The sequence below is a fragment of the Flagellimonas beolgyonensis genome (assembly GCF_003992615.1).
Taxonomy (GTDB): Bacteria; Bacteroidota; Bacteroidia; order Flavobacteriales; family Flavobacteriaceae; genus Flagellimonas; species Flagellimonas beolgyonensis.
Genome location: NZ_RZMY01000003.1, coordinates 404157 through 418783 on the forward strand (window position 1 = coordinate 404157; position 14627 = coordinate 418783).

Genomic DNA, 14627 nt, shown 5'->3' on the forward strand with positions numbered 1-14627 from the left:
CAACAAAGCATTGCTTATCTTTAAAGAAATCCTAAACACAACCATCATGCGTGAAATTTTCAAATCAACATTATTGTTGATTCCTGTTCTTGGCTTTTGCCAAAATTGGAATCCTACAGAATTTGAAAATTCTGTGCTTTCCATGACTGTTGTTCAACGAGAAAACGTGACCGACTATGATTTGGCATTGGCCAAAGTAAGTTTGGAAGGCACCCAACGTGCCACTGGTGGAAAAGTGGAAAATTTCAATGCACTGGATTACTGGAATCTGGCCATAGCTCTTTATAGATTGCAAGAGCCTGAAGAAAAAATCATTTTGGCATTGGAAAAAATGGCAGAAAAAGAAAAGGGCTGTCAACTGTTAGATGAACTGAAGTATGATACCAGTTTATATTCAGGTCTTAAAAATGACTACGATAAAATTCTTCAATCTTGTGGTCCCATAAACGCTGACAATACCCCTTTCAATATAGATACCTACATCAAACAGAATAACTTGGATGAGTCTTTGACGCGATTAATGGCCCAGTTGGAAGAAAAAGATCAAAGTGTCCGGAAACAATTGGCATCAGACGAGAAAATGATAGCGATGTCCCATCAAAACATGAAAGCCATTGATTCTATATTCCAAACCCATGGAGATTATATTGGAAAAAGTAGGGTTGGTGACAAGTACGCCCACATTATGTGGCTAGTCATCCAACATTCTGACATTGAAACCATGAAACGATACCTTCCTATTATTCTGAATGCCGTGAAAAAGAAAGAACTGAAACCTACCCCTGTTAAATTGCTGATCGATAGGATTTATGGCGTTGAATTCGGTTATCAAATATTTGGCACCCAACCAGGAGTAAACATAGCTCCCGAGAACATCCGCACAGAAGCCATGAACAAATTTGGAATAGAGTAATTTCCAATTGTTAACAAATTCTCAAGTGCTAAAACCAATAATCCGAACGCTGCCCGAAACCAAATTGATTGGTCAAAAAAAGATTACATCCTTTGCCAAGGACGAAACCCTTGCATTGTGGAAAAGCTTTGCACCACGCATCAAGGAAATCAAGAATAAGGTCAATGCCGATACCTATGCTGTGGACATTTATCCGGAAACATCTTTTTTCCATCAATTTGATCCAAAACGAACTTTTGAAAAATGGGCCGCCATTGCCGTAAGGGATTATGGCCAAATTCCAGAAGGCCTGGAAACGTTGGTGATTCCCAAAGGAGTTTATGCCGTTTTCAACTACAAAGGAAGACCCAGTGATGCCATGGCAACCTTTCAATATATTTATGGAGATTGGCTCCCCAATTCCAAATATGAAATGGACGACCGACCCTATTTTGCCTTAATGGGGGACCAATACAAAGGCGAACACACCGAATCCGAAGAAACCTTCTGGATTCCCATACGTCCCAAATAATTCCCCGTTCCAATTTCACCATCCCCTTTGGGGATGAAGGTTTATATCAATGGGTTAGAAATGTTATCTTTGAGAGGATTGCGATAGATTTATCCCGACCACCAACTCAATAACAAACCAACCTCAACACCACTTCAACAATGAAAAACCTTGTATTGTTCACCACAGTCTTTGCACTTGTTTCCACATTTGGCTTTGCCCAAAAAGACAAGAAACAGCTCATGGATCAGCTCGATGCCAAAAAAGACCACTACACTACCATCGCCAAGGACCTTTGGGAAAATCCGGAACTGGGCTATCTGGAAGAAAACAGTTCTGCCCTATTACAGGACGAACTAGCCAAAGAAGGGTTTACCATTCAAAAAGGCATTGCTGGCATCCCAACGGCCTTTACGGCCACCTATGGTTCCGGCAGTCCGGTAATCGGGGTGCTTGGGGAGTTTGATGCTTTGCCGGGCATGTCACAGGATGCGGTTCCCTTTCGCAAGGAGCGGGTAGTGGGTGCCCCGGGCCAGGCGTGTGGCCACCACTTGTTCGGGACAGGATCGTTGGCTGCTGCCATTGCAGCCAAAGACTACCTAAAATCAACCGGGAAATCGGGGACCATCCGTTTTTATGGGACGCCTGCCGAAGAAGGCGGTTCCGGAAAAGTATACATGGTACGGGCCGGGCTTTTTGATGATGTGGATGCCATTGTATCCTGGCATGCCGGGGACAAAAACACGGCCAACCCCAGCACCAACTTGGCCACGATTTCGGGAAAATTCCGATTTACAGGCAAATCGTCCCATGCGGCCATGGCCCCTGAGCTGGGTAGATCGGCATTGGATGGTGTGGAAGGAATGAACGATTTGGTGAACATGCTACGGGAACACACCACGGAACCAACCCGTATCCATTATGTGATCACCAAAGGTGGGGATGCTCCCAACATTGTGCCCAAAGAAGCCGAAGTGTATTATGTGATCCGCCATTCCAACCGATTGGAGGTAAAAGCCGTTTGGGACCGCGTGGTGAAAGCGGCCCAAGGTGCCGCTATCGGAACCGAGACCGAGATGACCTACGAAATCATCGGGGGCACCTACGAACGGTTGCCCAATGAAGCGCTCGAAAAGTTAATGCACGCCAACATGACCATAGTGGGCGGCGTGGCGTACACCCCGGAAGACGTTGCATTTGCCGAGGAGATCCAGAAAACCTTGGGCACACCCAAGCCCATTGAAAGTGCAGGGCAAATCCAGCCGATGGAGTTTACCTATGGCAAAGCATCAGCCGATACGGGGGATGTAAGTTGGAACACCCCGACTGGAGCGGTTACCACCGCCACTTGGGTACCCGGCACCCCTGCACATAGCTGGCAAGCGGTTGCAGCAGGAGGTACCGATATCGGTTTTAAGGGAATGATGGTGGCCGCCAAGACCATGGCACTCACCGCGATGGACCTATTTAAAAATCCCAAACTGTTGGAGCAGGTAAAAGCCGAATTCAACGCACGAAGAGGCCCCGATTTTAAATACGAAGCCCTCCTCGGCGATAGAAAACCTGCACTGGATTACCGTAAAAAATAACACTCATGAAAATCAATTTTCTTTTTTGGTTGGCTGTCCTAGCATTCATCAGTTGTAAACAGCAAACACCCGAACCTGTTCCGCCCCTTTTTGTTCACGACATTTCCGAAGGACCCACCCCTTGGACGGCCAACGAATTTGAACCCACGGAGGACGATTTCACTTTTGCCATTATTTCTGACCTCAACGGTGGGGAACGCGAAGGGGTCTACGCCACGGCGGTACAACAACTCAACCTACTCGACCCCACTTTTGTACTCAGCGTGGGCGATCTTATTGATGGGGGCACCGAGGATACCTTACAATTGGCCAAGGAATGGGATTCCTTTGACGATCGCACGGCCAAACTGAACATGCCCTTTTTCCATTTGGGGGGCAACCACGATTTGACCAATCCCACCATGCGGGAATTTTGGAAAAACCGCTTTGGTCCACGGTACTACCATTTTGTGTACGACAATGTGCTTTTCCTGATGATGGACTCCGAGGATTATGAAGAACAGCGCATGATCGAAATTTATGAGGCCCGCGCCATTGCCCTAAAGATCATTGATGGGGAAATCGAGGGCACGTACGAAGACTCCGAATACTACCACATGCCGGAACGCAGGATAGGCGGCATGAGCAACGCCCAACTCGACTATTATGCCGAAGTGCTGAAAAAATACCCCAATGTTAAATGGACCTTCGTGCTCATGCACAAGCCCCTGTGGATGCGCGAGGACGAAAAGGGGCTGGGACCCTTGGAAGACCTCTTGGCCGATCGTGACTATACCGTGATCAATGGGCATTTTCATTCCTTTTCCAACCAAATACGGAAAGGGCGTAGCTATACCATTTTGGGTACTACGGGTGGCAGTCAAAACCCCCAGGATTCCATGGCATTTGATCATGTGACCTTGGTGCGCATGGCCAAAAAACCAGTGATCACCCATTTAAAAATGGAGGGCATTTTAAATGAACAAGGAAATGTTCCTGCCGGCCAATAAGCTTTTTGGCTATCTTTAAAAACAGCAATACCTATCCAAAACCAAACAAACATTCGATGAAAAAATTAGTTTCCCTATGCATTGCGTTCTTAATGGTCGGCATGCTATCTGCACAAACGGACCAAGAAAAAGCCGCAGCCACCGTAAACGTGAACACTATTAAAAGCCATATTTATTTTTTAGCGGACGACCTGTTGGAAGGTAGGGCCACTGGAACCCGCGGCAACAAAATCGCTGCCAGCTATTTGGCCAACGAACTGCGAAGCAATGGTGCCCAACCCATTCCAGGCACGGATTCTTACTACCAAAAGTTTGATCTCGTGAAAACAGGAGCACCCGAATACATCGAAATCAGTTTAAATGGAACTGCCTATCCCTTGAAGGCTGCTTTTGCACTACCCGCAGTCGACGAATCCGGGGAAGCCGTGTTCTTGGGCTACGGCTCGGAAGAGGATTTCAATCGCATGACGGTTGCTGGGAAAATTGTGGTCGAACTGGGAGGCAGTGCCGCCGGGGAAGATCCAGGCCAAATGTTCCGAAGTACCCGACAAAAGTTGGAGCGCGCCAAGGCAAAGGGCGCCAAGGGACTTGTGGAACTCGTGCAGTTTGATGAAGCCATGTGGAGCCGTTTGAAACATTACATCGGTGGCCGCACCACGGTAAAAGATACCGATGATACCAGTGAAACTTCGGAAATGCCCCATCTTTGGGTAAACACCAAATCGGGCGATCCCACGTTTACACCGGATATGCAGTTATCCTACACCTTAAAATCGGATGGGCAGTCCAAGACCACCCTGCACACCCAAAACGTTGTAGGAATTTTGGAAGGTACGGACCCGCAATTAAAAAATGAATATGTGATCTACTCCGCCCACTATGATCATGTGGGCATCGGCCAACCCAATGCCGCAGGCGATAGCATCTACAATGGGGCGCGCGACAATGCTATTGGGGTCACCGCCGTATTGTCCATGTTGGAGAACCTGAACAAATACCCCACCAAGCGATCGGCGTTATTCATTCTGTTCACGGCAGAGGAAATGGGCCTGTTGGGCAGCCAATACTATGCAGAGCATCCTGTAATCCCGCTCGATCAAATGTCGTATTGTTTTAACACCGATGGCGGTGGGTATAACGATACTTTTTTGGCCACCATTATCGGTTTGGAACGAACCTCGGCCCAATCGTTGATTGAAAAGGGTGCATCCACTTTTGGCCTAAAGGCCATTGGCGACCCGGCACCAGAACAAGGCTTGTTCGATCGCAGCGACAACGTGAGTTTTGCCCAAAAGGGAATTCCTGCACCTACCTACTCCACCGGGTTCAGCAGTTTTAACGACGAAATCTTTAAATACTATCACCAGGCCAGCGATGAGGCCGACTCTTTGGACTATGGCTACCTCTTAAAATTTTACCAGGGGTATGTGTACACTGGGCGGTTGATCGCCAACACCCCGGACAAACTGTTTTGGAATGCTGGGGACAAGTATGAAGAGGCTGGGAAGGTGTTGTATGGATTAAGATAAATATTAGGATTTAAATTTTTGCAATTGCACTTTTTAAGTCGAAAAAAGAAATGTATAAATTATTAAAAATTAAAATCTTAATTTCTATAATAATTTTAAGCCTTTTGTGACTTTTTACTTAGTATTTCCACATGAAAGTTAAAAACTATTAAAATAAACCATTGAAGTATGTTTAATCCTGGATAGCTTCTAATTTTAAAAAATGAGGCTCTCCTACTTTTAAAGAGAATCGCAATTTCAGAAACAGACAATAAGAATTATGGCTAAAGCATTTTTATCTCATAGTAGTAAGGACAAAGAAATTGTACGAAAAGTTGCCAATCAACTTGGTAATAAGAACTGTGTACTGGATGAAATCTCTTTTGAACCTGGAAGAAAAACACTTAATGAGATTTTCAATGAATTGGATAGCTCGGACATTTTTGTGCTATTTATTTCGGAAGAATCACTGAATTCATCATGGGTAAAGAAAGAAATTCAAAAAGCGAAGGAAAACTTAAACAACGAATTTCTTGATAGAATTATTCCAATAATTATTGATAAAAAAATCACTCATTTAGATGAAAGAATTCCAAAATGGATTGCTAAACCATACAATTTGAAATATATAAATAATGAGGTTGTAATTTTAAAGAAAGTAAAGCAAGCATTAAAGGAGGTTAGCTTCAAAAAAAACAGATTTAATCAAGAAATTGAAAAAAATTTTGTTGGGAGAAACTCTGAGATGGAAAAATTTGAAAATGAAATAAATAACCTTGATAATTGGACTCCAACCTATATAATTGCTTATAATTATTTCGAAGGAATTGGCAGAAGGACTTTTCTAAAAAATGCATTAAGAAAATATAAATTAACTGATTATCTAGACACTCCAACTACAATTACAATTGATGCTAAAGAAAGTATTGAAAATTTCATCTATAAATTAAATTCTATAAGCAAAAATCAAGAAGTTACGAATTATGACTTTTCAAGCATTGGTATTGCAGAAAAAATCAATATTACAATTGATTTGGTGAAACAATTTATGGATTATAAAGAATTGATTTTTGTTGTTGATGAAGGGAGCATTATTTTACCAAATGGCACTATTGTAGATTGGTTTAAAGAATTGGTTAACAATGATTTGTTTAATAATAATCTAGTGCTTTGTTTAATTTCCAAATACCGACCAAATGAAGTTCTTTTAAAAAAAGAAAGGAAATCTTTGGTTTACAGAATTCCAGAGTTATCAAAACAAGAGACTAAAAATCTTTTCTTAAAATTGCTTAATATCTATCAACTTGAAAATATTAGCCGAGAGGACAAGGAGTTTTTCATTAAAAATCTTAATGGTATACCGTCGCAAATTATTTATGCGGTTAATTTGATTGAAATAAACCCAATTGAGGCGAAAAAGAATATTGTTGATATAATTGAATATTCAGATAGATTTAGTAGCACTATATTGAATCATTTAAAAGAAACTCCTACTGCTTACCAATTAGCAATACTACTTTCGAGCAATGAAATTTTTAGTTTAGAATTAATCAATAAGGTGTTTGGAGATAATGACAATACATCATCAGCATTGCAAAAGCTTTTCGATCTCTCATTATTCAATTTTGTATTTGGTGGATATGAATATGTAAAATTAAATCCAACATTATCAGATTATATAAATAGATCTAAAATCAAACTTGAATCTAATTTTAAGGATCGGTTAAATTCAGTTACCAAGGAGCTACTGCATCAAGATTTAGATGAAATAATCAAAGATGATTATTCAGAGTTTATGATAACTCTTCAGCGCATGCTTGAAGAAGAAGTTAAAATTCCTAAGAAATACTTTATTCCCTCACTAATAATCAAGAATGTAATAAAAGAGTATGATAAAGGAAATTATAATTATGTAATCAAAATATGTTTAGAGTTATTAGAGAACAAGAATTTTGACCAACAAATTATTTGGGAAACAAAATACAGGCTTACTTTGGCATATGCTCGAACAAAAAATGAAAGCTTCTTTGATCATATATCGTTCTTTAAAAATGAAACAGATAATCTCGACTATTATTTTTTGTTAGGATTTTATTATAGAAATAAAGGAAACCGAGAGAAAGCTTTGGAATATTATTTTAAAGCTCTTAATTCCTATCCAGAACATTCAAGAACTAAAAGAGAAATTGTGAATATTTATCTTTCATTGGGTAAATATGATGAAGCTTTGGAATTAGCGCAACAGAATTATGAAAAAAGACAAACAAACATATATCATATACATTCTTACTTTGTAAGCATAATTAGAAAAAAGAAAGTTGATTCATATGACATTAATACCCTTAAAAAATTAATTGATTCTATGGCTTCCAGTTCAGATATAAAGGCTGAGGACATACTCAATTGTATGCGAGGAGAATTTGCTTACTATATTGAAAAGAATTTTGAAAAAGCAAATAGTATTTTACTTGATGCAATCAAGTTGAATCAAAATAAAAGTTATCCAAAAAAATCATTGCAAGAAATCTATAAAATTGAGGGATTGGAAAATGCTATCAAAGATTTGAACTCAATTCCTGAATCTAATGAAAAGGAATATTGAATCCATGAGCATCTTCTTTCTATAAATGAAGCTGTATCGGCTTTTGATTATTAAAGTATTTAAAAACTCAATATTCTTTTAATTTCAATCAACACAGTTACAACATCCTGCAGTTCCTGTTGCTCAAAAGTGCCCTGCTCCACATAAAACAACATTTCCACAGCCAGATCTAGGTAGTGGCCCAACACTTCGGGCGTACCACAGCAATCTTTGATCCATGCATTGAATTCAGTGATTTGGGATTCATTCATAGTCCGGAAGATTTGGTTATATCTAAAGTTATAAAACAATTTTTAAAAAGCTACTAATTAGTAGTAATTAATTGATGGTGCTAATGATTTCTTTACCTTATGGATAAATCGAAAGAAATCAAGAAACTGGCGAATCGAATCAAGTCACTACGAATCCAAAAAGGATACAGTAGTTACGAAAATTTTGCCTTTGAAAAAGGGATTCCACGAGCACAATATGGTCGATACGAAACAGGCACCGATATTCAATACACAAGCCTACTGAAAATTGCACAGGCTTTTGATATGACCTTGGAAGAATTTTTTAGTGAGGGATTTGATTGAGTATTCTTAGGATAACACCATGGGGAAAAGTGGAAAAAATACAATCGTTATAGGAATAGTCATTTTAGTATTTCTCGGTGGTTTGACTTACCAGCACTTTCAAACCAAAAAGTTGGTTGAGAATCTTGAACAGACCAGTGGTGTTGTAACCGATTTTTCATTCAGCAATAACACCTACTATTTGGACTATGTCTTTACGGTTAATGGCATTCAGTTTAAAGGTACAGCATCTTGCCATTATTTTAAATGTGATGATGGTACCGAAGGGTGTGTTGGCAAGAATGTTACTGTTTTTTATTCCCCAGACGATCCAACCAATAACGAGATTGATTTGGGAAAATATAACAAGTTTAAGTACACCCATTTTAGCATTTTGTAGCGTCACCCTGAATTTAGTTCAGGGTCCCACCCAGTGCACCTTAAGCATGAGATGCTGAAACGAGTTCAGCATGACGGCTAAACTCAATTTTCAATAAGGGGACACTTCGTCACCCTGAATTCAGTTCAGGGTCCTACCCAGTGCATCATAAACATGGGATGCTGAAACACCATGCCTGCCGGCAGGCAGGAGTTCAGCATGACGGAAGAGTTCCGCATGACCCATTCACCCTTTACCCATTGCCTTTTACCAAAAAAACCCTTCACCCTAAACCTTTTATCCCATACTCACTTGTATATTTCAATTAATATTTAGATATTTATCTAAATAACTAAAAGCATGAATTCGCTGTTCAAGGCCCTGAATGATGAAACGCGCAGGCAGATCGTGGAACTGCTCAAGGAAAAGGACATGAACGCGGGGGAGATCGCCGAACGGTTCAACATTTCCAAACCTAGTATTTCGCACCACTTGGACATTCTGCGCCAAGCCGATCTGGTCACCAGCGAAAAAAAGGGGCAGTTTGTGGAATACTCCCTCAACACCACCATTTTGGAAGATTTGCTCAACTGGATACTAACCTTAAAGAAGTAATTATGAAACTAAAAAAGGAACTCCCGCTGATCGGTATTGTGCTCCTCCCCTTTCTATATTTGGCCTATGTGTGGAACCAACTGCCCGCCGAAGTGCCCTTGCATTATAACATTAAGGGAGAGGTGGACCGCTACGGCGACAAGTCGGAACTGATCATGATCCCCATACTGTTGCCCTTGTTGATCTATGTGATCCTATCGGTCGTGCCCTACATCGACCCAAAAAAACAAATCCAAAAAATGGGGAACAAATACCACGACCTCAAATTGATCCTTACCCTGTTCATGTCGGCCTTGGCCCTGTTTATTATCCATGCCACCAAAAGCGGTAGCTTGGGCAACCCGAACATCATTTTTATGATCGTTGGCGCTTTGTACGTGGTTTTGGGCAACTACTTCAAGACCATAAAGGCCAACTATTTTATCGGTATCCGCACCCCGTGGACCCTCGAAAGCGAATCCATTTGGAAAGCCACCCACAAATTGGGGGGCAAGATCTGGTTCGTGGGCGGATTGTTGGCCATTATTTGCAGTTTGATTTTGGATGCCAAACTCAATTTTATGGTGTTCATGGGCATCACCGTGGTCATCGCCCTGATTCCGGTCATCTATTCCTTTTTATTGTATCGAAAAGAACAGAAAGCCGCAGGTTAAGCCACAATAATGTCCTAATTTTAAGGTAGTAATGCCTAAATGCAGGACCATGGTGGTAAAGAACAGCTTTTTGATCTTTAAAAATGATTTCAGGCACCGCACCTGGCTGGATTGGATCCAATCCCATATTATGCTGGCCCCACCACCCTTTCGTTTCAAGGGCTCGGTGACCTTCAATGCTAGTGGCATCAACTTTGTGGGTTACGATATTTTTCATGACGAAGAGGTACAGTTCAACATTCCCAAAAATGAAATCGAGCAATTGTACCACGGCTACGATGGTACGTTCAGTACCCTTCAAACACGTGGCATGGGCACCACTTGGGCCCCCATCCGTTTCAAGTTTGCCCACGGGAACGACCTCTACTTGATCTCGGAGTTCAACGGAATTTACTCCGCCAACGAGGAGCTTTTTGAGGAATTGAAATTGTGGTTGACCTGATCTCGCGGTTTTGCCATGATATCCGTATCTTAGAAATCCTATTCCACAATGCCATGATGAAGCACCTCTTTCCGTTTGTACTAGTAATTGCCCTGGCCGCTTGCACCGAACAGGCACCCAAAGCAGTAAGCTCTGTAGACCCCGTAAATTGGAACAACCGAAAGGCAACCCTTTCTGCAACCGATTCGTTGGTGTCGGGCACTTCCTATTTGTCGGTGTACTCGGAAATCTACAGCGAAACGGAACACCGCACCCACAACCTCACCAGTACCATCAGCATGCGGAACACCAACCTACGGGACACGATTTACATCCACAAGGCGGAATATTTTGACACCAAAGGAAATGCCATCCGCACCTATTTTGATTTTCCCATCTTCATCAAACCCATGGAAACCGTGGAAATCGTGATTGACGAAAAGGACCGTTCTGGGGGAACCGGGGCCAACTTTTTGTTCCATTGGACTATGAAACCCACTTCCCACGAACCTTATTTTGAGGGAGTGATGATTTCTACCTCCGGACAACAAGGTCTTTCGTTCACTACCCAAGGAAAACGTATCGAATAAAATCCCAAGGACAATTGTCATGGGAATACTGTTCCAATTTGAGTATCTTGTAAGCTAGTTCCATGGTAGTACGACTTGTTACCTGCGGACATAAAAATGCTTCACTATGACCGACTTGCAAATCGCCAAAGGCGTTACGCTACAACACATTGCCACCATTGCCGAAAAATTTGGAATAAACCCCGACAACATTGAGATGTTCGGGAAATACAAGGCGAAATTGCCCTTGAACACCATCGACCGGAAAAAAGCGGAGCAAAGCAACCTGATCTTGGTGTCCGCCATATCGCCCACACCGGCCGGTGAAGGCAAGACCACCATGTCCATCGGCTTGTCCGAAGGTTTGAACCGCTTGGGCAAAAAGACCACGGTGGTGCTTCGTGAACCCTCCCTGGGCCCGGTTTTCGGGATAAAAGGAGGCGCAACGGGCGGCGGTTATTCGCAGGTACTGCCCATGGAGGACATCAACCTGCATTTTACAGGGGATTTTTCAGCCATTGAAAAAGCACACAACCTGTTGGCTGCCATTATCGACAACAATATTCAAAGTAAGACCAACACCCTACTCCTAGATCCCAGAACCATCGGTTGGAAACGGGTCATGGACATGAACGACCGTTCGCTTCGCCATGTGATCGTAGGATTGGGAGGGACCACTTCTGGAGTGCCACGCGAAACCGGATTTGACATTACAGCGGCCTCCGAAATCATGGCCATCCTTTGTTTGGCCGAAAGCATGACCGATCTGAAGGAACGGTTGGGTCGTATTTTTGTGGGGTACACCTACGACAAGAAACCCATTTATGCCAGAGATTTGAAGGCGGAAGGAGCCATGGCCGCATTGCTGAAGGATGCCATTAAACCCAACTTGGTGCAGACCATTGAGGGGAATCCGGCCATAATCCATGGGGGGCCTTTTGCCAATATTGCCCAAGGGACCAACTCTGTTTTAGCAACGTTGATGGGCATGAGCCATTCCGATTTTACAGTGACCGAAGCGGGTTTCGGTTTTGATTTGGGGGCCGAAAAATTCTTCGACATCAAATGCCAAAGTGCTGGACTGAAACCGAAGGCCGTGGTACTCACTACCACAATCCGCGCTTTAAAATATCATGGGGGTGCCGACTTAAAAACATTGACCGAACCCAACGTGGAAGCCTTGAAAAAGGGATTACCCAATTTGGAAAAGCATTTGGAGAACATTACCAAGTTCCACGTGACCCCTATTATTTCCATTAATCGATTTGTATCGGACACCGATGAGGAAATCCAGGTGATCAAAGATCTGGCCGCATCCAAAGGTATTCGTGTTGCCCTGGCCGAAGTATGGGCCAAAGGCGGAGGAGGGGCGTTGGAACTGGCCCAGCATGTAATCGATGTAGTGGAATCCCATACCTCTGACTTTAAACCCCTTTACGATTGGAAGATGAGCGTACAGGAAAAAATCGCCACCATTGCCACTGAAATTTATGGTGCCGAATATGTGGATTATACCCCAAAAGCAAAGGCCAACTTGCGAAAAATAACCGACCTCGGTCTCGATGGATTGCCTGTTTGTATCGCCAAAACCCAAAAATCCCTTTCGGACAATCCCAATTTATTGGGAAGGCCCAAAGATTTTATCATCACGGTGCGTGAGATTGAAATAGCGGTAGGTGCTGGTTTCCTTATTCCCATTACGGGAGACATCATGCGTATGCCCGGATTGCCGGCGCATCCAGCTTCCGAGAACATCGACATCAACGACGACGGGGAAATTACCGGGTTGTTCTAGATTTTCTGTAACCAATAACGCATATCCACTTCTTTGGAGATGATGTCCTTCACCTCTGAAAGTTTTACACGTTGTTGGTCCATGGTATCCCGATGTCGAATGGTTACCGTATCGTCTTCCAAGGTTTGATGGTCAATCGTGACACAGAATGGAGTTCCTGCAGCATCTTGACGACGGTAACGACGGCCAACGGCATCCTTCTCATCGTAATCCACATTGAAATCCCATTTCAGTTCATCCACCAATTTTTGCGCAACTTCAGGCAGTCCATCACGTTTCAATAGTGGAAGCACCGCAACTTTGTTGGGTGCCAAAACCGCTGGAATTTTCAACACGGTACGGGTAGTGCCATTGTCCAGCTCTTCTTCCTGTAACGAGTTGGAGAAAACGGCCAAGAACATACGATCCAAACCAATGGAAGTCTCCAGCACGTAGGGCACATAGCTTTCGTTTAGTTCTGGGTCGAAATATTGTAGTTTTTTACCGGAGTATTTTTCATGGTTGGCCAAATCGAAATCGGTTCGGGAGTGGATCCCTTCCAACTCCTTGAACCCAAATGGGAACTTGAATTCAATATCGGCGGCCGCATCGGCGTAGTGGGCCAATTTTTCATGGTCGTGGAAACGATAATTGTCGGCTCCCATGCCCAAGGACAGGTGCCACTTCATTCGTTTTTCCTTCCAAGCTTCATACCATTCCATTTGGGTGCCCGGTTTGATGAAGAACTGCATCTCCATCTGTTCGAACTCCCGCATACGGAAGATAAACTGGCGGGCCACAATCTCGTTACGGAATGCCTTTCCGGTTTGGGCAATCCCGAAAGGAATCTTCATTCGCCCACTTTTTTGAACGTTCAAAAAGTTGACAAAAATTCCCTGAGCGGTTTCAGGACGCAGATATAGGTCCATGGCATTTTCGGCTGAGGCACCCAATTTGGTGCCGAACATCAAGTTGAACTGCTTAACATCGGTCCAGTTTTTGGATCCAGAAAGGGGACAGGCAATCTCCAATTCCTCGATCAAAGCTTTTACATCGGCCAAATCTTCTTTTTCCAAAGATCTTGCCATGCGCTTCAGGATGGTATCCGCTTGCTCTTGGTAACCCATCACACGTGGGTTGGTGGATAGGAATTGTTCTTTATCAAAGCTATCACCAAATCGTTTTTCGGCCTTGGCGACTTCCTTTTCGATCTTGGCCTCAATTTTGGCTACATGATCTTCGATGAGCACATCGGCCCGGTACCGTTTTTTGGAATCCTTGTTGTCTATCAAGGGATCGTTGAAGGCATCCACGTGGCCGGAGGCCTTCCAAGTGGTGGGATGCATAAAGATGGCGGCATCGATGCCCACAATGTTCTCATTGAGCTGCACCATGGCCTTCCACCAGTATTCGCGTATGTTCTTCTTCAGCTCGGCGCCGTTCTGTCCGTAGTCGTACACAGCACTGAGTCCATCATAAATCTCACTGGATTGGAACACATACCCGTATTCCTTAGCGTGGGAGATAACCTTCTTAAAAACGTCTTCTTGATTTGCCATTGGGCAAAAATA

15 protein-coding genes are annotated in these 14627 nt (G+C 43.1%); 13 read left to right on the forward strand and 2 right to left on the reverse strand.

Annotated features, from left to right (window positions below; genetic code table 11):
* Window positions 1-46: 46 nt before the first annotated feature.
* The 6 genes from EO131_RS02705 (at window position 47) to EO131_RS02730 (ending at window position 8091) form a co-directional block, all read left to right on the forward strand.
* Window positions 47-913, forward strand: coding sequence for a hypothetical protein (locus EO131_RS02705; RefSeq protein ID WP_127018802.1), 867 nt, complete (start codon window positions 47-49; stop codon window positions 911-913).
* 25 nt (window positions 914-938) lie between these two features.
* Complete coding sequence (locus EO131_RS02710; RefSeq protein ID WP_127018803.1) at window positions 939-1424, forward strand: GyrI-like domain-containing protein; 486 nt, start codon at window positions 939-941, stop codon at window positions 1422-1424.
* Between the two features lie 140 nt (window positions 1425-1564).
* Window positions 1565-2992 carry an amidohydrolase gene (locus EO131_RS02715; RefSeq protein ID WP_127018804.1) on the forward strand — a complete coding sequence of 476 codons (1428 nt, stop codon included), beginning with the start codon at window positions 1565-1567 and terminating at the stop codon, window positions 2990-2992.
* A 5-nt stretch (window positions 2993-2997) separates the two neighbouring features.
* Window positions 2998-3981, forward strand: a complete 984-nt coding sequence (locus EO131_RS02720) for a metallophosphoesterase family protein (protein WP_127018805.1) — start codon at window positions 2998-3000, stop codon at window positions 3979-3981.
* Between the two features lie 56 nt (window positions 3982-4037).
* A complete protein-coding gene (locus EO131_RS02725) occupies window positions 4038-5510 on the forward strand; it encodes a M28 family peptidase (protein WP_127018806.1) in 1473 nt (490 codons plus the stop codon).
* A gap of 259 nt (window positions 5511-5769) precedes the next feature.
* Window positions 5770-8091: a toll/interleukin-1 receptor domain-containing protein gene (locus tag EO131_RS02730; protein ID WP_127018807.1), complete on the forward strand. Its 2322-nt coding sequence runs from the start codon at window positions 5770-5772 to the stop codon at window positions 8089-8091.
* Between the two features lie 59 nt (window positions 8092-8150).
* Here EO131_RS02730 and EO131_RS02735 read toward each other — a convergent pair whose 3' ends face one another.
* Window positions 8151-8342, reverse strand: coding sequence for a hypothetical protein (locus tag EO131_RS02735; protein WP_127018808.1), 192 nt, complete (start codon window positions 8340-8342; stop codon window positions 8151-8153).
* Between the two features lie 99 nt (window positions 8343-8441).
* On the opposite strand from EO131_RS02735, the gene EO131_RS02740 reads away from it, so the two are divergent.
* From EO131_RS02740 to EO131_RS02770, 7 genes are all read left to right on the forward strand, one after another.
* On the forward strand, window positions 8442-8666 hold the full coding sequence (locus EO131_RS02740) for a helix-turn-helix domain-containing protein (RefSeq protein ID WP_127018809.1): 225 nt from the start codon (window positions 8442-8444) through the stop codon (window positions 8664-8666).
* A 112-nt stretch (window positions 8667-8778) separates the two neighbouring features.
* Window positions 8779-9045 (forward strand): DUF3592 domain-containing protein, encoded by a 267-nt coding sequence (locus EO131_RS02745; protein WP_470295060.1) that lies wholly within the window; start codon window positions 8779-8781, stop codon window positions 9043-9045.
* Window positions 9046-9384: 339 nt separating this feature from the next.
* Window positions 9385-9639 (forward strand): autorepressor SdpR family transcription factor, encoded by a 255-nt coding sequence (locus EO131_RS02750; protein WP_127018811.1) that lies wholly within the window; start codon window positions 9385-9387, stop codon window positions 9637-9639.
* 2 nt (window positions 9640-9641) lie between these two features.
* Window positions 9642-10292 (forward strand): SdpI family protein, encoded by a 651-nt coding sequence (locus tag EO131_RS02755; RefSeq protein WP_127018812.1) that lies wholly within the window; start codon window positions 9642-9644, stop codon window positions 10290-10292.
* Between the two features lie 49 nt (window positions 10293-10341).
* Window positions 10342-10734 carry a hypothetical protein gene (locus EO131_RS02760; protein WP_127018813.1) on the forward strand — a complete coding sequence of 131 codons (393 nt, stop codon included), beginning with the start codon at window positions 10342-10344 and terminating at the stop codon, window positions 10732-10734.
* 56 nt (window positions 10735-10790) lie between these two features.
* Window positions 10791-11303 (forward strand): DUF3124 domain-containing protein, encoded by a 513-nt coding sequence (locus EO131_RS02765; protein ID WP_127018993.1) that lies wholly within the window; start codon window positions 10791-10793, stop codon window positions 11301-11303.
* Window positions 11304-11409: 106 nt separating this feature from the next.
* Window positions 11410-13077 carry a formate--tetrahydrofolate ligase gene (locus EO131_RS02770; protein ID WP_127018814.1) on the forward strand — a complete coding sequence of 556 codons (1668 nt, stop codon included), beginning with the start codon at window positions 11410-11412 and terminating at the stop codon, window positions 13075-13077.
* Here EO131_RS02770 and EO131_RS02775 read toward each other — a convergent pair.
* Window positions 13074-14615, reverse strand: coding sequence for a glycine--tRNA ligase (locus EO131_RS02775; RefSeq protein WP_127018815.1), 1542 nt, complete (start codon window positions 14613-14615; stop codon window positions 13074-13076). The genes EO131_RS02770 and EO131_RS02775 overlap by 4 nt on opposite strands.
* Window positions 14616-14627: the final 12 nt, after the last annotated feature.